The organism is Fretibacter rubidus, from assembly GCF_041429785.1.
GTDB lineage: Bacteria > Pseudomonadota > Alphaproteobacteria > Caulobacterales > Maricaulaceae > Fretibacter > Fretibacter rubidus.
Map to the genome: position 1 here is coordinate 2,497,378 of NZ_CP163423.1, position 21,937 is coordinate 2,519,314.

The following is a 21,937-nucleotide window of genomic DNA, read 5'->3' on the forward strand; positions in this document are numbered from 1 at the left end:
ATGTATCTGGGCATTGATATTGGCACGTCTGGCGTCAAAGCCGTCTTAGTTGACGATGCACAAAATATCGTCGACCAAGCCAGCGCCCCATTATCGGTGCAGCGTCCCCAGCCACTTTGGTCTGAACAAGACCCAGCCGATTGGTGGGCGGCGACATGCAAAGCTGTCACCGCGCTGGACCCGCATAAACGCTCTGGCGTAAAGGCCATTGGCCTATCGGGGCAAATGCACGGCGCGACATGCCTTGACGACGCGGATAATGTCCTTCGTCGTGCAATCCTATGGAATGACGGACGCAGCGCTGTGGAATGCTCGGCCATGATGGGCGCGCTCCCAAGCCTAACGTCTATTACAGGTAATCTGGCCATGCCAGGATTTACCGCGCCCAAGCTCGTTTGGATGCAACGCCACGAACCCGAAACATTTAAAAAGACTGCAAAAGTCCTATTACCCAAAGACTATGTGCGGCTTTTGATGTCAGGAGATTACGCCTCTGATATGTCAGATAGTGCTGGCACATTATGGATGGATGTCGCCGCGCGGGATTGGTCAGATGACGTCTTGTCCCTCACAGGTCTTCACCGCAAGCATATGCCAGACCTCTTTGAAGGCTCGTCTGCGACAGGCAAGCTTTCCAAATCTGTCGCCAATGATTGGGGTATGGACTGCGTACCGATTGCTGGCGGCGGTGGGGATAATGCAGCCGGCGCTGTGGGCTCTGGCACAATCAGCTCTGGCGACGGGTTTATCAGCCTTGGCACATCTGGTGTGGTGTTTTTGGCAGACGGGCAGTACCGCCCTAACCCAGAGAGCGCAGTGCATACGTTCTGCCACGCCCTCCCAGCGCTATGGCATCAAATGAGCGTGATGTTATCAGCGGCCAGTGCTGTTGATTTTGTCGCTAAAATAACGGGCTTCAAGACACCCGCAGATTTATACGCGACAGCCGAACACGCTAATGAACCAGGGCGAGGAGCGATGTTCCTGCCCTATTTATCGGGTGAGCGGACACCGCATAACAACCCCAATGCCAAGGGCGCATTTTTTGGTTTAACCCATGAAGATAACTCTGCAACGCTTGCGCAGGCGGCACTAGAGGGTGTGGCCTTTGCGTTGGCTGACGGCATTGACGCGCTACGTGACACTGGTGCAAGTATTGAGACGTTATCCGTGATTGGCGGCGGCGCGCGTAGTCTGTATTGGGGCAAAATTTTGGCCAGCGCCTTTGATGTAACCCTGCATTACCGCGGCGGCGCAGACGTTGGGCCAGCCTTTGGCGCGGCGCGACTCGCGCGGCTATGCGTTAGCAGCGAAAGCGCTGAAGACATTTGCACTCCACCCCCGATTGAGGCGACCATTGAGCCTGATAACAGTTTGCGCGATTTATACAGCCAGCGCCGCGTGAGCTTTCAAAAACTATATCAAAACACAAAAGATTTAACTGCGTAAGGAGCCTGTCATGAGCGGCTATTTTGATCATATTGACCCTATTAAATTTGAAGGAAAAGACAGCGATGATCCGCTGGCCTTTAAATATTATGACTCGTCTAAAAAGATTATGGGCAAAACAATCGCAGAGCATTTGCGCGTCTCTGTTTGTTATTGGCATAATTTCTGTTGGGACGGCTTTGACGTCTTTGGCGGCGGCACGTTTAATCGGCCTTGGCATGGTGACAAAAATGACCAAGCCGCCGCAGAGGCAAAGCTAGACGCAGCCTTTGATTTCTTTGACCGCCTTGGTAATAAATTTTGGTGCTTCCACGATGTCGACGTTATGGCCGCAGCAGAAACCCCGCGCCAGCACGTTGAAAATTTTGCCACCATTGTCGATAAAATTGAAGCCAAAATGGACGCCCGCGATATTAATCTGCTGTGGGGTACAGCCAATATGTTTTCGCATCCACGCTATATGGCGGGGGCATCCACCAATCCCAATCCTGATGTGGCCGCCTTTGCGGCACTACAAGTCAAACATTGCCTAGAGGCGACACACCGTTTGGGCGGATCAGGTTATGTCTTGTGGGGCGGGCGCGAAGGCTATGACACAATCCTTAACACCAATGTCGGACAGGAGATGAACCAATTAGGGCGATTCCTTAACATGGTCGTCGAGCATAAACATAAGATCGGATTTAAAGGTGATATATGGGTCGAACCGAAACCACATGAGCCAACAAAACATCAATATGACCGCGATGTTGGGACGATCTACGGCTTTTTGAAAGAACACGGCCTAGAGGGGCAAGTGGGGGTGAATATTGAACCCAACCACGCGACTTTGGCGGGCAATAGTTTTGAGCATGAAATTGAAATGGCCAATGCCTTTGGTATGTTTGGGTCGATCGATTTCAATCGCGGTGATCCGCAAAATGGCTGGGACACCGACCAGTTTCCCAATGACCTGCGCGAGACCACACTGGCGCTCTATTACATCCTTAAGGGCGGTGGTTTTAAAAACGGCGGCTCTAATTTTGATGCCAAAGTGCGTCGCCAAAGTATAGATGCCGAAGACTTGTTCCATGGTCATATTGGCGGGATGGATTTGCTGGCCCGCGCACTGGAAAATGCGGCGGCTATGATTGAGACGGATACGTTGCAAGCATTTAAAGACGCACGCTATGCAGGATGGAAATCAGGTATGGGGGCCAAAATGATGGACGGCTCTGCAGATTTAGACGCTATGGCCGGCTATAGTTTGTCAGTTAACACATCCCCTGCTCCCATTTCTGGCGCGCAGGAAAAACTGGAAAACTATATTACAAATGCTGTGAAATAATCAGCTTACGTATTATCAGCCACAGTAAAATTTGTTGTGGCTGAGACGGTTTCCCCAGGCGAGAGGACACGCAGTCCTGTCGCCTTGGTTTTACCTTCAAAATTTACCGCGTCATTCATATGGCTAACAGGCTCAAAGCAGAAGTAGTCCTGTTCTTCTGGTACATAAACGACGGCAAATCCCAAGACCTCATCAGCGCTGATATCCATGCCGTAGCGCGCATTGTCCCAGCGAATGCTGGCTTGGCCGCTAAAGCCTGTAAAACAATTATCAACAACCACATCTTTAAGCTTGCGCGCTTGGGTGAAGTCCCATGGCTCTGGTATCGCCGCGTGAATTGTCGGAAGCGCTGCTTCATCCGATAGCCAAACACCACTTGCGTTAAATTGGAGCCGCGCGTTTTTCTTATTTGGAAAATAGGGATGTGTACCAATGCCAGCGGGCATACCGGCCGAACTCTCGTTAGTGATAGATACGGTCATGGAAAGCCGTCCATCGGATAGCTCTAAGGACTGCGTCGCATGGAACGCCCATGGCCAGATATCTGCAGTGTGATTAAGCGAACACACACAGTCGCGTTCAGATTGTTGCGTCACTGTCCAAGGCCGCACCCACCCCAAACCATGGAGCGCATGGCCGTGGTCTGTTTCATGAAATTCCAGCGATATATCTTCACCGCCGAAATGAAACCGTCCATCGCGAATACGATTTGAATAAGGAATAAGCGGAAAGCATGATGTCTTTAATGGATCACGCGCCGCTTTCCATCCGGCCTCAACAGATTTAAACATCTCTTGACCGTCATGGGTGAAACGTAAAACTGCCGCGCCGGAGTCGGGCGAGAGCGTGAGTTCGCTTTTGCCATTCTTTAATGTTACGTGAGCCATAATTTTCTCCAAAGCGGGTTAAAGCCCGCCTTATAACGCATTGTGCGCGACCTAACCGAAAGCATAAAGGAAATTCAACCTATTCAAAGCGCTGAGAATTGTTATGTATAGCTACATAAAGTTGGGCATGTCGCATAAATTGCGGCCTGTCACAATCGCGAGGGGACCATGAAAAAAATTACGATTGAGGACATCGCCAAAGAAGCGCATGTCTCCATCAAGACTGTTTCGCGCGTGTTTAATCACGAACCTAATGTTCGCGATAATACGCGTGACCGCGTTTTGGCCGTGGCAGAGGCGATGAATTACCGCCCCAATTTGTCGGCTCGGAGCTTAGCCTCGAATAAGTCCTTCATTATCGTGCATTTCCATGACAACCCAAACCCCGATTATCTTGACCGTATAAACCAAGGTCTGCACAAAGCGTGTCGCGCCGCCGGGTATTTTTCTGTGAATGAGCCTCTGCCCTTAACAAACGGCAGCTATGCGGCTTTAGCGGCGACTTACTTGACGTCATTTCACGTAGACGGCGCATTGCTCAGCCCGCCGTTATCCGATGACCCTGCATTGCTGGCGGTACTGCGTGAGAAGAATGTTCCTTACACACGTGTATCTCCACAATTTGAAAAACGCTCTAGCGGTGCGACCTACATTGATGACAAAGCCGCCAGTTTGATGATGACTAACCACTTGATCGAATTAGGGCACAAGAATATTGCCTTTATTGCTGGCCCGTCCAGTCATGGCTCAACGATCGAACGCACCGCGGGGTTTTTAAAAGCGCTAGAAACCGCAGGTCTGTCGGTACAGAATTGCCCGCAATATAGTGGAGACTTCTCTTTTCGGTCGGGCCTCAACGCCGGTCAGAAAATCATCGAGTCAGGTCATAATGTCACTGCGATTTTTGCAGCCAATGATGAAATGGCTGTAGGCGCTATGATGGCCGCCATGAAAGCAGGGCTCGACATTCCCAAGGATATGTCCATAGCGGGCTTTGATGGCTCACGCATTGGAGACGTGTTGTGGCCGCAGCTAACCACTATTCGACAACCCATTAGGCAGCTATCGGAACGCGCTACCGATATATTGCTGACAAGCCTGCGAACTTCTGAGACGGATATCATATGCGAGGAGCTTCCCGTCACGCTTCTCGCGCGGGGTAGTAGTTCCGTCCCGAAAATTTCATCTTAACACAGCGCCATTAGCCCTATAGACTTTTGAATAACTAAGCTGTATTGACAGCGTTGTCATAATATTGGGTCTAAGCCCGAACCGCTATACTGGAGACGCCGAATGGCTGAATTTATTCCTGTCGATCCCTTTGATATCGTCATTTTTGGCGGCACAGGTGATTTATCACGGCGCAAATTACTACCCGCCCTTTATCACCGTTATCTAGACGGCCAAATTGACGACAGCAGTAAAATCATTGGTGTCGCTCGCACCGAACTTGACCGTCAGGCCTTCAATGATTTGGCTAAAAAAGCATGCAAGGCGCATACGGAAAATTTTGATGAGGCTGCATGGGAAAGATTTTCAGAAAGACTGCACTACCTGACGATGGATGCCACCAATCAGGATGCCGATTGGGGCGCTTTGAAATCCCTGCTTGCAAAAGACACGCGGCCCGTTGTGTTCTACCTCGCAACGACACCATTAATCTACGTCGACTTATGCCAAGCTATGGCCCGTGCAGGACTAAACACGCCCAATACGCGTCTAGTTTTGGAAAAGCCAATCGGCACTGACCTTGCCTCTGCTCAAGCGATAAATGAGGGCGTCGGGGCCGTCTTTGAAGAAAACAAAATCTACCGTATTGATCATTATTTGGGCAAAGAAACGGTACAAAATCTTTTAGTTTTGCGCTTTGCTAATACGCTATTTGAGCCCATTTGGTCACGTCACACAATTGATCATGTTCAAATCACAGTCAGCGAGTCCATTGGCCTCGAAGGGCGCGCGGATTACTATGACCGATCTGGCGCCGTGCGTGATATGGTTCAAAATCATATCTTGCAGCTTCTGTGTCTGACCGCAATGGAACCGCCCAATAATTTGGACGGCGATGAGGTTCGCACTGAGAAGATCAAAGTTCTAAAAGCACTGCAACGCTTCACACCAGAGACAGCGAAAACACACACAGTGCGCGGACAATATGCAGAAGGCCTCGTCGAGGGCGACCCCGTTACGTCCTATGTCGATACCTTGTCCAAAGACAATTCTGACACCGAGACCTTTGTTGCGATTAAAACAGGGCTTGATAATTGGCGCTGGGCTGGCGTGCCGTTCTACCTGCGTACTGGCAAGCGGATGAAAGAGCGGCGCTCTGAAATTGTCATTCAGTTCAAACCTACGCCGCACGCCCTATTCAAAGGGGCAGACCAGGCGCCGAACCGCCTTGTTATCCGTTTGCAGCCCGATGAAGGTATGCAGCTTTATATGCAAGTCAAAGAACCGGGCCCGGGTGGTCTTCGCCTAAAATCACTGCCGCTGAACTTGTCCTATGCCGATAATTTTCTTGTCCGTTATCCTGATGCCTATGAGCGTTTATTAATGGATGTCGTGCGCGGGAACCTCGCCTTGTTTATGCGCCGCGACGAAGTGGAAGCCGCATGGTCATGGGTCGATAATTTACTCGAGAGTTGGCATGACGGCAATCAACCGCTGGAAAGCTATGCCGCTGGCACGTCGGGGCCGTTGCAATCTGCCATGTTAATGGACCGTGACCACCGCGAGTGGTGGGAAAGCAAACGCTAGTGTCAGGACATTTTCAAATAGTCTCGTCACGCGCGGCCATTGCTCCCATAGCTGCCGATATGATTGCGTCGGCAATCTTGCGCGATGTACACTCACGCGGCACGGCCTCTATTATGCTGTCAGGCGGTTCAACCCCTGGCGCAACATTTGAGGCGCTATCGCATTACGACTTGCCTTGGGACAAAGTTACTATCGGCCTTGTTGATGACCGTTGGGTACCAGAAACTAACAAGGGCTCTAATGGCGCCCTCATTCGGCGCACATTACTGCGTAACAAAGCAAAATCCGCGACCTTTATCCCGATGAAAACACATCATGACACAATACAGGGCGGATTGGCGAATGTGGCCAAAGCTTATGCGGCCCTGTCCCGCCCCTATAGCTTTGTCTTGCTGGGTATGGGCCCTGATGGTCATACGGCGTCTTGGTTTCCAAAGGCTGACGGCCTTGATTACGCACTTGATATGAACAGCGGGGCGATCGTTGCGCCAATCACAGCCAATAAATCACCTGTTACTGGGGACTATCTGCACCGCATGACATTGACCCTGCCCGCGATTGCCGATGCGCGTTTTGCGCTTTTATTACTGACCGGGGCAGAAAAGCGCGTCGTGTTTGAAGCCGCGCAAGATGCCTCTTTGAATTATCCTATCACCCATGCCATCACGGCCCTTGGCGAACGCCTAACAACCTTATACGCTGAATAAATATGACCCATCCTGTATTAGACTCTGTCACGGCGAAAATCGTAGAGCGTTCGCGCGAAACGCGGGCTGCCTATCTTGACGATATGCACGCGCGTCGTCCCGAGGGATTAGCACGCAAACGACTATCAGCTGGAAACCAAGCCCATGCCTTTGCGGGATGCGCGCTGCATGACAAAAAAGAACTCTTTGGTGCCAGTTGGCCCAATATCGGCATCATCACATCTTATAATGATATGTTGTCCGCCCATCAGCCGTTCGAAGCTTTTCCGGAAATCATTCGTATGGCAGCGCGCAAAGCAGGGGCAACGGCGCAAGTCTCTGGCGGCGTACCCGCTATGTGTGACGGCGTTACCCAAGGTCAAACAGGCATGGAAATGTCGTTATTTTCGCGCGACGTCATTGCCATGGCAACAGCCGTATCTTTGTCACATGATACATATGACGCGGCGCTTTATCTGGGCGTATGCGATAAAATCGTTCCTGGACTTTTGATCGGGGCTCTACAATTTGGTTATCTGCCCGCGATTTTTGTCCCGGCTGGTCCGATGCCGTCTGGTCTGCCTAATCAGGAGAAACAACGTATTCGCCAGTTATTTGCCGAAGGCAAAGCCACACGCGAAGACTTGATGAAAGCCGAAGCTGAGAGCTACCACAGCCCCGGAACCTGCACCTTTTACGGCACGGCCAATTCTAATCAGATGCTGATGGAGATCATGGGGCTTCACTTACCTGGCGCGGCCTTTGTTAATCCCAATACGCCGCTTCGCAAAGCTTTGACCGAGGCAGCAACGCAGCGCGCTGTCGAGATTACTGCGGCCAAAGACAGCTACACACCAATCGGCGAGGTCGTGACCGAGAAATCAATTGTCAACGCCATTGTCGGCTTGTTGGCCACGGGCGGATCAACCAATCATACCCTTCATATTCCTGCCATTGCGCGCGCGGCGGGCATCATCGTCAATTGGGATGATTTCACAGAACTATCCCATATCACCCCGCTGCTGACGAAAATTTATCCCAATGGTTACGCCGATGTAAACCATTTCCACACAGCTGGCGGCATGGGACTTTTGACCCGTGAATTACTAGACGCAGGGTTACTGCACCGCGACGTTAAAACCGTCTCTGGCGGGGATTTATCCGATTACACAACAGAACCCATTTTAGACGGCGGTAAAGCCGTTTGGCGTGAAGCCCCCATTGCGTCCAAGGACACAGCAATAATAAGCACAGTCGAAAAACCCTTCAACGCTGAAGGCGGCGTTCGCGTTCTCGCGGGGAAGCTTGGACGGGGCGTCGTCAAAGTTTCTGCCGTCGCAGAACAGCACCGCAAAGTCACCGCACCTGCCCGCGTTTTTGATGACCAAAATGATATGTATAAAGCCTTTGAAGCGGGGGAGCTTAATAAAGACGTTGTTTGCGTTGTTCGGTTCCAAGGCCCGCGCGCAAACGGCATGCCAGAACTTCATAAACTAACTCCGCCACTGGGTGTACTGCAAGACAAGGGCTTTGCCGTTGCCCTTGTAACAGACGGACGTATGTCGGGCGCATCGGGGAAAATTCCAGCCGCAATTCATGTTGGGCCGGAAGCTGCAAGCGGTGGGCCGCTGGCCTATGTGCAAGACGGCGACATCATCACACTGGACGCAGAAGCGGGCGTATTAGAAATTGACGTTGATGAAGCCGTGTTAATGGCACGTATCCCCGCGCAACAACCAACCAATCGCGGACGCCTTGGGTTTGGTCGCGACCTATTTGGGTCGTTCCGCGCGCAATGCACAGAAGCCGAAGCGGGCGCGTCCTGTTTTCATCCCAATGAAAATGCCCGTCAGACATTTGAGGGCAAAGCCTAATGTGGGGTGTCAAAGATACGATTTTAGTCGGCGATGTTGGCGGTACAAATGTACGCCTAGGTTTGGCCGATAAAGGTGCAGACGGTAAGCTGATCTTGACGCAATTTTCAAAAGTACGTGGTGATGACGTCGGCAGTCTTGATGACGCGATTGATCAATTTCTCGCCGAGACACATTTTAAACCGCGCCATGTCTGTATGGCGCTTGCGGGCCCTGTTGCCAATGGAGAAGTCAGCCTAACCAACCGAGAATGGCATATATCAGAGACCGCTCTGTCAAAGCGGTTCGGCTTTGACAATGTTCGACTTTATAATGATTTCACCGCCATGGCGCGTTCTGTCCCCGAACTCCAAGCCAATGATTTTCGCTCACTCCACAAAGGCACTCAAGTCCCCGGAAAGCCCGTTTTGGTTGCAGGGCCGGGTACTGGTTTTGGCACATCAACGATTATACAGATTAATGGCCGCTGGCACGTTATTAGCGGTGAAGGCGGACATCAGGCATGGGCACCCCAATCTGAAGCTGAAACTGAATTATTACATATTTTACAAAAGTCCCATGATTTTGTTTCGCTAGAACTGGTTAGCTCTGGGCACGGCATGGATACAGTGCATTCAGCAATTTGTGAGCGTCACGGATTAGCCTATAAGAAAATGCGTCCTGCCGATATCCTGACCGCCGCCCATTCCGGAGACGCCGTTTGTCGCGAGGTATGCGAAGTGCGCGGGGCCGCAGTCATGGGCGCTCTTGGTGATATGGCGATGATATTTGGGGCGCAAGGCGGTATTGTACTTGCCGGTGGCGTTTCAGAACGTCTTGTCGATTTCATTGATACACCCAAAGCGCTCAGTCGTTTTACGAACAGGGGTCCCATGAGCGATTACGTTGCCGACATACCCGTTGACCTTTTACTCAATTCAGCAGCCCCCTTATTTGGTGTTGCCGCACTTTATTTGGATAGCATGTCATAATGCTATAATTACCCATGTGTCATTTTTATATTCGCAAACGCACATTTTACTAGAATAATGCGCGAATTCGCACTAATGACAGCGGTGACACAGTAACACCTAGGGGTTCATACATTTAGCCCCTTTTACAACCTCTCACAGGAGTTTGATATGAGCCTTTCAATAGCCATTAACGGATTTGGCCGCATTGGCCGCAATGTACTGCGCGCCCTTATCGAGACAGGCCGCACCGATATGAAAGTCGTTGCGATTAACGATCTTGCCGATGCGGCGTCGCTCGCACGGCTTTTAAAATATGACAGTGTTCACGGCCGATTTAAAGCTGACGTATCAGTGGATGGTGACGACATCATTGTGAACGGCCACCGGATTGCCGTTTACGGCGAGCGCGACCCAGCGGACCTCCCTTGGGCAAAGCACGGCATTGATGTCGCGATGGAATGCACCGGGTTTTTCCTGACCCAAGATACAGCGGGCAAGCATATCACGGCAGGCGCGAAACGTGTCCTCATCTCGGCCCCAGCAAAAGACGATAGCAAGACCATTGTCTACGGTATTAATCACGACACGATTAATACTGACGATGTCATCTTGTCCAACGCGTCCTGTACAACCAATGCCTTGGCCCCCCTCGCCTCTCTCCTGCACAATGAATACGGCATAGAGAGCGGCATGATGACGACTATTCACGCCTATACAGGTGACCAGCCCACCCACGATAGCGTTCACCGCGACCCCTACCGTGGCCGCGCTGCCGCCCTATCGATGGTCCCCACATCAACGGGTGCTGCCAAAGCCATTTCAAAAGTCATCCCAGAGCTTGCAGGTGTACTGGACGGTGTTGCCATTCGCGTTCCAACGCCCAATGTATCGGCTGTCGATTTGACCGTGAATTTGAAAAAAGCCACGACCGTCGAAGCCGTTCAAGCCCTATTTAAAACAGCCGCGCAAGGCCCACTTGCGGGCGTGATGGGTTATGTGGAGGACAAGCTTGTCAGTATTGATTTCAACCATGACCCCCACTCCACAAGCTTTGTGCATGACGGTGTCTATGTGAATAATGGCACTATGTTACGGGTTCTTTCGTGGTATGATAATGAGTGGGGCTTTTCAAACCGTATGCTCGACACGGCGTCCGTCATGGCGAAATATCTATAACCGAATACATAGGAGGCGATCATCGCCAAACGCACATCTAATGAGGATTTCCTAGAACGGCTTACGCAACAGCTTGCGACCCACAAGTCGCGCATTGAAAGTGACCCGCAATTTAATCCTGTTAAGCTTTTGGCCTATGACATTTCTAAGGATGTCGAAGATCGCAAAGTCGCCTTTCGCAATATCGAAAGCCTCGTAAAAGCGATATCTGATGACGGCTTAGTTGCGCGCGCGCGGCGGTTACGGCACCGTGCCGGTATCAAAGCGATTGAAGCGCTGGACGCCGACGTCGAGGCCTTATGCGAAGCCAAAGCCAAAGACGGCTTTGACGCATTTAAATCATGGGCTGAACATGCCGCGCAAGGTATCGTGCTGACCGCGCACCCGACCTTTAGCCTCTCTCGCGATATTCGTGATACATTGGGTGAAATCGCCTCAAGCGAGGACGGCGAATTTGATGATTGTCTAGAGCATCTTAAAACGCTGCCTTACCTGCCTAAACGCGCTCCGACACTGCAAGAAGAACATGTCGACACCCAGGCCACATTAGCACGCATGCAAGTCGCCATTGCGGCCATAAACGGCAAAATCCTTGATACCGCAAAACGACTTTTCCCGGATAGCTGGACGGAATTAACGCCTTGTCTTGTTAAAATTTATAGCTGGGTGGGTTATGATATTGATGGCCGCACTGACATTAGCTGGGGCGACGCCCTGCGGTTGCGCTTATCTGAAAAATCTGTGCAAGTGCAGCGATACCTCATGAGCGCTAAAATCATCGACAGCGCCCACGGTTTTGACGCTGACGGAAAAAAAGCGGTATCAGAGTTAATCAAACAACTATCCAATGGGTATGAGAGCTCTGAACGAGATTTGGTTTTGTTTAACCAAGACCTAACTGACACGGATAACCTTGTCGCAGCGGCCAATAATTTGACCCGTCAATCCGCACGCCGCCTGCGCAGCACAACGGCGCTTTATCCCCTGATTGAACGGGCCATAAAAGCGGCCAAATCCGACGCCGCCAAACGGCAGCTGATTCTGCTGCGTTCTGATTTGCGCACTTACGGCCTTGGTACCTCGCGTATCCATTTCCGCCTTAACGCGCGCCACGTGACTAATGCGATGCGCCAAGAGTTTGGGCTATCTGATAACGCGACAGATAATCGTACGATGCTTTTAAAAGCGTCGAAACTGACCAAGAACGTGAAACCTCAACCCGTTAATTTCGCCTCGCTGGCTTTAGAGAAATCTACCGCTCACCAGCAGATGATTTTAACGGCACAAATCCACAAATATATTGATGACGAAACCCCTATCCGCCTGCTGATTGCAGAATGCGAAGACAGCCTAACCCCACTGGGAATGCTTTATCTGGCGCGGCGTTACGGGCTCGATAAACATCTTGATATCTCGCCCTTATTTGAAACTGCGAGCGCGCTAAACAACGGCGGGCGTATTATTGATAAAATGCTGAGCAATCCCGTTTACCGCGATTACATTGTCTCGCGCGGGACCTTTGCTATTCAAACGGGTTTCTCTGATGCTGGGCGTTTCATGGGACAAATCCCGGCGACCCTCGCGATTGAGCGTCTACAAAGCCACTTTGCTGCCGCAATGGCCAAGCATGAGATGACAGATGTCACCGCGATTGTGTTTAACACGCACGGTGAAGGCATGGGGCGCGGTGGTCACCCCGGCACATTATCTGAACGCGTGGATTACGTCATGAGTCCGTGGGCCATGCGCCAATTTGAAAAACGCGGCATACCGCTGTGTCATGAAACCAGCTTTCAAGGCGGTGACGGCTTTTTATGGTTCCAAACAGACACACTGGCCCGTGCCAGTGTCGGCAGCCTGATAGGCGCGCGCTTTGCAGATTTTAGCGCGTCCGAAGATGACGTCTTTTATACTGATCGTGATTTCTCTTGGGACGTTTTTCGTACCATCGGCTCAGAACAAGACAGTCTTTATAATGACGCCAATTACGTCGGGCTTCTCGGTGGGTTTGGGCAGAACCTCTTAATTCCAACAGGGTCGCGTGCCGCGCAGCGCAAGAAAACGACGACGGATATGTTCAATCCGCGCCAGTTACGCGCCATTCCGCATAATGCGATTTTACAGCAATTTGGCGTGCCCGCGAATATCTTCTACGGCGTTGGCCGCGCAACCGCAATTGATCCCGAAAAATTTGCGACCATGTACCGCGATAGCGCGCGTGCACGCTCTATTTTCGGCTTGGTAATTACCGCGATGCAGCGTTCCAATGTGTCCATACTGACGGCTTATGGGCGTCTGCTTGACCCGGGTTTTTGGGTCAGCCGGTCCCTGTCAGGCAATGAGCCACGTCTTGCGCTTAAATCCCGCGACGTGAGCAAGACACTCATCGCGCAGCCTTGGCGGTCCCATATTATGGATCTCGCCAATCGCTTGCGACTTGATATCTTTGACAGTCTTGATTTCTTCTGTACCTATGATCATTGCCTTGCTTTTGATAATGATGACAATCTTCAAATCCTGCATGCGCTACGTCTTGCTGTGATTATGAAAATGATGATTATTGCAACCGACCTGCCAGCGATTGGACCGGAAGGGACATCACAGCTTAACGTGCTGCAAAAACTGCAAACGCTACAAGTTGATAATATTTTGAATGATTTGAAAGAGCGCTACCCCGAAACACGCGAGGCGTTGAAGTGGACGGAGAAGCTGACAGAGAAAACGGACGCCCCTGTCGCACCAGCGGGCGGCTTTCCGCATATCACAGAAACGGTGATTAAACCGCTAGAGCGTGCAAGCCAATTGATGCGTCAAATCACAATTGCCATTACCCATGCTTATGATGCCTATGGCTAGGCTTTAAGTCTTGTCACGGCTTAGTCATATCGCTAAGCCGTGGCCTATGTTTACACGTGATGAGCTTTTATCTTTCATGCATGTCGAAGAAATCGACAGCCTTTTATTTCAGGGAAAATCCTTGCAAATGGGGCTGCCGCGCGTCTTTGGCGGACAGGTTTTAGGCCAAGTCTTAAATGCGGCTGTACGCACTGTGGCCGATGACCGTCACCCACATTCACTCCATGGTTATTTCCTGCGACCCGGTGATATTTCTCGGCCGATTATATATGAAGTTGATCCTATTCGCGACGGGCGCAGTTTTTCGACCCGCCGTGTTGTAGGCAAGCAAAAGGGCGAAGCGATTTTTAACGCATCTGTGTCGTTCCAAATCAAAGAGCCAGGGCTATCCCACCAATATGATATGCCGACGTCTGTTCCGCATTTTTCAGAGCTACAATCCGATATTGATTATATCACAGCACTATCCAAAAAAGACGATAGTGTGTCTGTTGAAATCTATCGCGCCATGAATTTGGTCTTTGATGAGGACATCGTTGAATTTCGGACACCCCATGTTGCTGAGCAAATCAAACCTGGAAATGTGACAGATAGCTATGGTTTCTGGTTTAAATTTCACGACGGTATCGGCGATGATCCGATTACGCATCAAACGTTACTCGCGTTTATCTCTGACAAAGGCCTCATGAGCACAGCGCTTCGTGCGCATCCTGTTAGTTTTACAACCCATAAAATTATCGGCGCGAGCCTTGATCACGCCATGTGGTTCCATGACGATATAAAGGTCAATGATTGGATTTATTACCATATCGATAGCCCCCGATCCAGCGGGGCGCGGGGCCTTAATCGTGGTAGTTTTTATAACGCCGACGGGGTGTTGATTGCCTCTACCGCACAAGAAGGCCTCATGCGGGTCGTCGGCAAAAAAGACGGCGCATAAGAAAATAATGCTTAGTAAAGTGTATGAAGCGCTTTCGCATCATAATCTGACAGCTTATCAAAATCACCCGCTTTGACTTTGGACGCCCATTCCGGGTCTTGCAAAAGCGCGCGGCCCACAGCCACCATATCAAATTCTCCGCGCTCTAGCCGCTCAATCACATCATCCAGTGACGCGGCCCCGGAGTCTTGACCACGAAACGCACCAATAAAATCAGAGTTTAGCCCGACAGAGCCCACCGTAATCGTCGGCAGCCCTGTCAGCTTTTTCGCCCAGCCCGCTAGGTTAAGGGTTGAACCTTCAAACTCTGGCTCTTGATAACGGCGTTGCGAACAGTGCAAGACATCAACGCCTGCATCGACAAACACCTTTAAAAACGCTTCTAGTTCGGCAGGCGTCTCGGCCAACTTTGCAGTAAACTCTTGTTGTTTCCATTGTGAAAAGCGCAAGATAATCGGCATGTTCGCCCCGACCGCTTTGCGGCATTCACGAATGACGTCAGCCGCAAAAGTTGCGCGCTGTGCTAAGTCACCGCCGTAACGGTCTTCGCGTTGGTTCATCACACCCCAGAAAAACTCATCAATCAAGTAACCATGCGCACCGTGAATTTCTATGGCATCAAAACCGAGGTCCGCTGCGTGTTTGGCCGAGCGCGCAAAGGACATAACCATATCATCGACATCAGCCTCTGACGGCGCGTCCATAACCGCTTTTCCGTGATGGGTCAGACCAGACGGGCTATCGGTTACGGCATCAGGGAAATGACCTGTGCCAGCTTTGCGCATCATACCCGTGTGCCAAAGTTGCGGCGCGATTTTACCGCCAGCCGCCTGCGTGCGCTCGCAGATTGTCTTCCATCCCGCTAGGGCCTCATCGCCGTGAAACATTGGCACATTTTCATCATTCCCCGCACCAAGGCGGTCAACCGTTGTGCCCTCTGTGATAATCAGTCCAACATCATGGGCTGCACGGCGCTCGTAATAGTCCGCCACATTATCGCCGGGCACGCCATTAGGGCTAAAGCTACGCGTCATGGGGGCCATGACAATACGGTTGGGTACAGTCAGGCCGCGAACAGAAAATGGGGAGAATAAGGCGTTGGTCATATCGATCCTATAATGTCAATTTATGTGTGAATATGCGCTCTGGTAACAAGCCGCGAGATTTAAGCTCGTTTAAGTCTGCGCCGCGCAGTTCATGTGGAAAAACGAGCCATTTATCGGTTTCATAAAGATGGTAATCGGGCACGCGCTCTGTTTTGTTGAGTGTCGGTTTAAAATAGAGCGTTGCGACCCGTATCTCGCAGCTCACCCCTGCCTCGCGCAATTGGGTAATAACGGCATCGACGCTGCGGCCTGTATCAAATGTATCATCAACAATTAAAACGCGGTCAGCGGGGCGCAGGGATTTCGCAACAGGGGCTAGGCCAAAAACCTCTACGCGGCGGGATGTTGTGCCGCCCCCATAAGATGATGTTCGCAAAGAGGCATGATCCGTCGGATAGCCCATGACGTCTAGCAATTCCTGAATTGCAATGGCGATAGGGGCTCCGCCGCGCCAAATACCAATAACAAAGCTAGGGTGGTAATCAGACTCTGCGATACGCAGTCCAAGCTCAAAGCTATCTTTTAACATCGCTTCGGCGTCTATAAAAACCTTATCCATACTGGCTTTCAAAACTTGGCGACATCAGCGTGCCACGCGTTATTATTGGCGATCTGCGCTTACAACAAAGCGCACCTTCACGGGGAAGGCAACCCATTCTTCTGTCTTAAAGTCACTGCTATCTGTGCCTAGTTTAAAATCAGGGCGCATGAGGGTTGTTGTTCCCGAAGCCTTGGCGCGGTCACCATCAATAGTCAGTTGAAAATCAAGCTGCGTCGGTTGGGATATCCCCTTGATGGATAAATCACCCCGCGCGATATAATCATTACCGCTAACTCTTGTAATATCTGTCGCGCTGAATTTGGCATAAGGAAAGGCTTTGATGTTAAACCAATCCTTTTCAGGAAGATTGGCATTGCGGTCATCGTCATTGGCGTCAACGGAGGCGATATCAACGACCACATGAACTTCACCGTCTTCGGGGTTTTCAGGATCAAGTTTAATCACGGCAGAAAAGCTGTTAAAATCACCGGTAAAGGTGTTTCCCGCATGCACGGCATTAAACTGCAATGTGCTGGCGCTGTAATCCACAGTCCAAATATTGGCACCGCTGACAGTTGGAAGTGCATTTACCATTTCAGTTGACGGCGTCGCGCTACCTGTTTGCGAAACTGTTTCAGCCGCGCCGCTGCAAGCTGCCATTGTTAAGGCGCAGCCGAGTAAAAATAGCTTTTTCATCATTACCTCCATGATAGATATAATCTAACTACGTCTGGCAAGATAATAAGGTTGCCAATGGCCCGTAGCGAGCCTTACTCTTTACTGTGCAAAATACCGTCCAGAATTTGACGTTCATCCTCAGATAAAGGCGCGACAGTTTCCGCGGTGTGTTTGCGCCGCGCCGATACGACAAACCACACACCGCCTAGCAGAGCGATACCAAAAGGTGCGAACCACAATATATAAGTGTTGCGCTGAACAGGCGGTTTTAACAGCACATAATCGCCGTAGCGTTCGCGCATAAAATCTATGACTTCTGCATCTGTGTCGCCATTTTTTAACCGAGAGCGCACAAGGCGCCGCATATCTTCGGCAAGGCTAGCATCTGATTCTTCAATGGATTGATTTTGACACACAACGCAGCGCAGCATGTGACCAACATCTTTGGCGCGGGCCTCAAGCTCCGCCTCATTCGGGCCTTGCGCTAAGACTGTAAGCGCAAACATAAATGACGCAACCATTATTATAATACCGCGCATCATGATTCTGTTTCCGCGTTTAACATATCGACCAAGGGCTTAATTTCTTCGCGCCAAAGCTTGGGTGTGATAATGCCGACATGCTTGTAACGGATTCGCCCGTCTTTCCCGATAAGGAAGCTCTCGGGCGCGCCTGTAATGCCCAAATCAATGGCCAGCAAACTGCCTTCATCAAAAATGACCTGGTCATACGGGTCTTGATAACGTTCCAACCAACGCATACCCGCCTCGCGCGTGTCGCGCCAATCAACGCCAATGATGGGCACAGCGCCAGACTTGCTGATCTCCATGAGAGTGGGATGCTCTTGCACACAGGCAACACACCAAGACCCAAAGATATTCAGCAGGCTGACTTGGCCTTTGAACAATGCTTCTGTCAGCATCACATCTGGTTCATACAGACTGGGCAACGAAAACGCGGGCATGGGTTTGTCAATCATAGCGCTTTCTAATATGCGCGGATCATCGCGCATCAAGCCAAAGCCAAAAGCTGCAAGAAGCCCTGCAAAAACAAGAAGTGGAGCAAAACGGCGTATCATTCGGCTGGCACCGCACTTGTCGTATCAGAAGGCAAAGCCCCACGGCGCGTGATATCCTTGGGGTCGCGCAAACGCCTATCGGCAAGCGCAACAAATCCCGATAGAGCCATAAGCACACAGCCCCACCAAATCCAAATAACATAAGGGTGTAGATAGGCCCGCACGACCCAGCCACTTTGCTCTGTGCCTTCACCAATTGATGCAAAGAGCGAATTACCCGGCGACAAATGCATGCCAGCCTCTGTTGTAATCATGTCGCGTACAGGAAAGAAACGACGTTCCGAGTAAACGGTTTTAATTAATTGATCATCTTTGGTGATGTCGACATTCCCGCCAAAATATTGGTAATTTTCCCGCTGGCCAGACCCCATGTCTTTGAGGGTAAATGTGTAGCCTGCCAAATCCATACTCTCACCAACCTTTAAGGCCTTTGCGTCATCTTGCTGCCAAACATACATTGTTGTTACGCCGACAGCGAACATGGCCACGCCCAAATGCGCCCCGACGAAAGCATAGGTCGCCGCTGGTTGCGCGCGCAGCAGCCGCTTGCTGTCCGCCCATGACACCTGACCAATACGAGCGCGCTTCACGAGCACCATAATAGTGCCAAAAGCGAGATAGGCACAAATACCGAGCGACAAACCGCCCAGCACGGATTTGCCAAATATAACGGTCAGCACGGTAATAACCGCTATTAATACCGCTGATATAATACCAAATGTCTTTAGCCGCCCAAGACTATCTTCGCGCCATTTCAGCATAGGGCCGACGCCCATAAACACCATCAATATGACCATTAATGGCCCAAAGGTTAGGTTGAAATAAGGCGCACCAACAGAGATTTTTTCGCCCGTCGTCGCGTCCATAAATAAGGGATAAAATGTGCCAAGAAAAACGGTCGCAGTTGCGGTGACTAGCAAAATATTATTTGTCACCAGCGCCCCGTCGCGTGACACCGCTTTGAAGGTATCAGACACACGCAGGCTGTTAGCGCGCAGAGCATAAAGCGCTAAGGCCCCGCCAGTAGCAATTGCCATTAAAGCAAGTAAGTAAACGCCGCGTTCCGGATCTGTTGCAAAGGCATGGACAGATACAAGCACGCCAGAGCGCACAACAAATGTGCCGATCAAGCTCAGCGAAAAGGTCGCAATGGCGAGCAATATCGTCCAACTCGCCATGCTGTGTCGCGTGCCCAACACGAGGATGGAATGAAGCAATGCTGTTGCGGCAAGCCACGGCATGAAAGATACGTTTTCAACAGGATCCCACATCCACCAGCCGCCCCAACCTAGTTCGTAATAAGCCCAATAACTCCCAAGGGCGATACCAACGGTCAGAAAGCTCCAGGCGATAAGCACCCACGGCCGCAGCCATTTTGCCCAAACTGCATCGACACGTCCCTCAATTAACGCTGCAATAGCGAATGAAAAAGCGACGGAAAAACCGACATAGCCGAGATATAAAAACGGTGGGTGAAAGGCGAGCCCGGGGTCTTGCAAGAGCGGGTTCATACCTTTGCCGTCAATCGGCACAGGATTTAAACGCTCAAACGGATTTGACGTGAGAAGGGTAAAGCCGACGAATCCAACCGCCAACATGCCCTGCACAGCAATGGCACGCGCTTTCAGGGGGCTTGGCAAACGCCGTCCAAAGATAGGTATCATCGCGCCGTAAATCGCCAAAATTAGAATCCACAACAGCATAGAGCCTTCATGATTGGCCCATACACCAGATATTTTATACAGTAACGGCTTGGCGGAATGGGAATGCTCCACCGCCAATTTTACACTGAAATCGGACGATAAAAACACCACAGTTAACATGGCATAAGACAACACGGTCAGTAGCATTTGAATGATAGACGCGCGGTCGCCAAAGGCCATCAACCGCACATCTCCACGGTGCGCGCCAACCATCGGCAGAATTGATTGTGCTACGGCCACCATAAAGGCGGCGATTAAGGCAATATGTCCAAATTCTGCTATCATTGGGCGTCCCGTAACCAATCCTGTTTCGCGCCAACATAATCGCTTTGGCCGATATGTAAACGACAATAGGCGCGCCAGAATAACACAGCATATTGACGGAAATTACCGCCCTGTTAGTGTGCCCTATGACCGACACAGTTATTGTATCCATTGACCAAGGCACGACAAGCTCGCGCACCCTCGTTTTCTCTCCAGGCGGCGATATTTTATTCACTGCCCAACAGGAATTTCCGCAAATTTACCCCCAAGACGGATGGGTAGAACACGACCCCGAAGCGATATGGAATAGCACGCTATCAACTATGCGCGACGCCGTGGCTTTTACAAAAAAAAACAAGCAGAGAGTTTTGGGCATCGGCATTACAAATCAACGCGAGACCACCATTGTCTGGGACCGAAAAACAGGCAAACCCATCTATAACGCCATTGTCTGGCAAGATCGCCGCACCGCCCAAACTTGCCGCGATTTGGGCGGTAAATATGATGTCAGAACACTAAGCGCGAAAACCGGCCTCATCCTTGACCCTTATTTTAGTGCCACCAAAATCGCTTGGATACTTGATAACGTGAAAGGTGCCCGCAAACGTGCTGAGGCGGGTGAGTTGGCATTTGGCACTGTTGACAGCTTTCTTATCTGGCGCTTAACGGGCGGAGCTGTTCATGCCACGGACGCTACCAATGCCAGCCGCACAAATATTTTTAATATCCATAGCCAGTCCTGGGATACAGAGCTGCTATCGCTATTTGATGTCCCCGCATCCGTCCTGCCCGATGTGAAAGACTGTGCCGATAATTACGGCATGACAGATAAGGCAATCACAGGTGTCAACGCGCCAATCCTAGGTGTCGCCGGCGACCAACAGGCCGCGGCCATTGGCCAAGCCTGCTTTACGTCAGGGTCAGTCAAAAGCACCTATGGCACAGGCTGTTTTGTTATTTTAAACACGGGCGAGACCTGCGTGAGCTCAACAGCAAAACTGCTCTCTACCGTGGCTTACCGTTTAAATGGCCAGACAACTTATGCGCTGGAAGGATCAATCTTTGTTGCGGGCGCGGCGATACAGTGGCTGCGCGACGGTCTGCGCATTATTGAACACTCATCTGAATCAGAGAATTTAATTGAGAGCCTGCCGGGTAATCAGGGCGTCTATATGGTGCCCGCCTTCACGGGGCTAGGCGCGCCGCATTGGGACCCTGACGCGCGAGGTGCTATATTTGGTCTGACCCGTGATACAGGCCGCGCTCATTTCGTAAGAGCAGCAGTTGAAAGCGTTGTGTACCAGACGTCTGACCTGCTCGGCGCAATGGCGAGTGACGGGGCGAAGTTGACATCGTTACGCGTGGACGGCGGCATGACCCATAATAAATGGATGGTCCAATATCTGGCCAATGTGCTTGATTTGCCCATTGAGCGTCCCATGATTGTCGAGACAACAGCGCTGGGCGTCGCCTTTTTAGTCGGCTTGCAATGCGGTCTTTATAAAGACTTGGATGCCATATCCAAACAATGGAACCGCAAAGACGCCTTTACGCCGTCTATGGATACCCACGAGCGCAAGAGCCGATTGACCGAATGGCATGGATATGTGCAAAAGGTTTTAAGCCAATAATAACCAAGGCATGGTTGACGCGCTTATTTTT

At 51.0% G+C, this 21,937-nt stretch carries 18 protein-coding genes; 11 read left to right on the plus strand and 7 right to left on the minus strand.

The features are described 5' to 3' along the window. The gene (gene xylB / locus AB6B37_RS11445) at positions 1-1,449 is read left to right on the plus strand and encodes a xylulokinase (RefSeq protein ID WP_371395935.1); all 1,449 of its coding nucleotides are present in this window, start codon (positions 1-3) and stop codon (positions 1,447-1,449) included. Between the two features lie 10 nt (positions 1,450-1,459). Continuing rightward, positions 1,460-2,776, plus strand: a complete 1,317-nt coding sequence (gene xylA, locus AB6B37_RS11450; RefSeq protein ID WP_371395936.1) for a xylose isomerase — start codon at positions 1,460-1,462, stop codon at positions 2,774-2,776. A gap of 5 nt (positions 2,777-2,781) precedes the next feature. On the opposite strand, the gene AB6B37_RS11455 is transcribed toward xylA, so the two are convergent. Next, the gene (locus tag AB6B37_RS11455; RefSeq protein WP_371395937.1) at positions 2,782-3,663 is read right to left on the minus strand and encodes an aldose 1-epimerase; all 882 of its coding nucleotides are present in this window, start codon (positions 3,661-3,663) and stop codon (positions 2,782-2,784) included. Between the two features lie 168 nt (positions 3,664-3,831). Here AB6B37_RS11455 and AB6B37_RS11460 point away from each other — a divergent pair, with 168 nt between their 5' ends. The 8 genes from AB6B37_RS11460 (at position 3,832) to AB6B37_RS11495 (ending at position 14,905) form a co-directional block, all read left to right on the plus strand. Beyond that, on the plus strand, positions 3,832-4,854 hold the full coding sequence (locus AB6B37_RS11460) for a LacI family DNA-binding transcriptional regulator (protein ID WP_371395938.1): 1,023 nt from the start codon (positions 3,832-3,834) through the stop codon (positions 4,852-4,854). 102 nt (positions 4,855-4,956) lie between these two features. Beyond that, entirely contained in the window at positions 4,957-6,420 is a 1,464-nt protein-coding gene (zwf, locus tag AB6B37_RS11465) for a glucose-6-phosphate dehydrogenase (protein ID WP_371395939.1), read from the plus strand. Then, on the plus strand, positions 6,420-7,127 hold the full coding sequence (gene pgl, locus AB6B37_RS11470) for a 6-phosphogluconolactonase (RefSeq protein WP_371395940.1): 708 nt from the start codon (positions 6,420-6,422) through the stop codon (positions 7,125-7,127). The genes zwf and pgl overlap by 1 nt, the downstream gene beginning before the upstream one ends. Positions 7,128-7,129: 2 nt before the next feature. Further along, the gene (edd, locus tag AB6B37_RS11475; RefSeq protein ID WP_371395941.1) at positions 7,130-8,980 is read left to right on the plus strand and encodes a phosphogluconate dehydratase; all 1,851 of its coding nucleotides are present in this window, start codon (positions 7,130-7,132) and stop codon (positions 8,978-8,980) included. Then, the gene (locus tag AB6B37_RS11480; RefSeq protein WP_371395943.1) at positions 8,980-9,951 is read left to right on the plus strand and encodes an ROK family protein; all 972 of its coding nucleotides are present in this window, start codon (positions 8,980-8,982) and stop codon (positions 9,949-9,951) included. The genes edd and AB6B37_RS11480 overlap by 1 nt, the downstream gene beginning before the upstream one ends. A gap of 150 nt (positions 9,952-10,101) precedes the next feature. Next, a complete protein-coding gene (gap, locus tag AB6B37_RS11485; protein WP_371395944.1) occupies positions 10,102-11,109 on the plus strand; it encodes a type I glyceraldehyde-3-phosphate dehydrogenase in 1,008 nt (335 codons plus the stop codon). Positions 11,110-11,238: 129 nt separating this feature from the next. Then, entirely contained in the window at positions 11,239-13,965 is a 2,727-nt protein-coding gene (locus tag AB6B37_RS11490; RefSeq protein ID WP_371395945.1) for a phosphoenolpyruvate carboxylase, read from the plus strand. A 46-nt stretch (positions 13,966-14,011) separates the two neighbouring features. Continuing rightward, positions 14,012-14,905, plus strand: coding sequence for an acyl-CoA thioesterase (locus AB6B37_RS11495; RefSeq protein WP_371395947.1), 894 nt, complete (start codon positions 14,012-14,014; stop codon positions 14,903-14,905). An 11-nt stretch (positions 14,906-14,916) separates the two neighbouring features. On the opposite strand, the gene AB6B37_RS11500 is transcribed toward AB6B37_RS11495, so the two are convergent. From AB6B37_RS11500 to AB6B37_RS11525, 6 genes are all read right to left on the minus strand, one after another. After that, positions 14,917-16,011 carry an NADH:flavin oxidoreductase gene (locus tag AB6B37_RS11500; RefSeq protein ID WP_371395948.1) on the minus strand — a complete coding sequence of 365 codons (1,095 nt, stop codon included), beginning with the start codon at positions 16,009-16,011 and terminating at the stop codon, positions 14,917-14,919. Between the two features lie 7 nt (positions 16,012-16,018). After that, entirely contained in the window at positions 16,019-16,570 is a 552-nt protein-coding gene (locus AB6B37_RS11505) for a phosphoribosyltransferase (RefSeq protein ID WP_371395949.1), read from the minus strand. 42 nt (positions 16,571-16,612) lie between these two features. Beyond that, complete coding sequence (locus tag AB6B37_RS11510; RefSeq protein WP_371395950.1) at positions 16,613-17,251, minus strand: YceI family protein; 639 nt, start codon at positions 17,249-17,251, stop codon at positions 16,613-16,615. 71 nt (positions 17,252-17,322) lie between these two features. Further along, a complete protein-coding gene (locus AB6B37_RS11515; RefSeq protein ID WP_371395951.1) occupies positions 17,323-17,736 on the minus strand; it encodes a cytochrome c-type biogenesis protein in 414 nt (137 codons plus the stop codon). 32 nt (positions 17,737-17,768) lie between these two features. Further along, positions 17,769-18,308: a DsbE family thiol:disulfide interchange protein gene (locus AB6B37_RS11520; RefSeq protein ID WP_371395952.1), complete on the minus strand. Its 540-nt coding sequence runs from the start codon at positions 18,306-18,308 to the stop codon at positions 17,769-17,771. Continuing rightward, a complete protein-coding gene (locus tag AB6B37_RS11525) occupies positions 18,305-20,296 on the minus strand; it encodes a heme lyase CcmF/NrfE family subunit (RefSeq protein ID WP_371395953.1) in 1,992 nt (663 codons plus the stop codon). Before AB6B37_RS11525 ends, AB6B37_RS11520 begins: the two co-directional genes overlap by 4 nt. A 125-nt stretch (positions 20,297-20,421) precedes the next feature. On the opposite strand from AB6B37_RS11525, the gene glpK reads away from it, so the two are divergent. Continuing rightward, positions 20,422-21,906, plus strand: a complete 1,485-nt coding sequence (gene glpK / locus AB6B37_RS11530) for a glycerol kinase GlpK (protein WP_371395954.1) — start codon at positions 20,422-20,424, stop codon at positions 21,904-21,906. Positions 21,907-21,937: the final 31 nt, after the last annotated feature.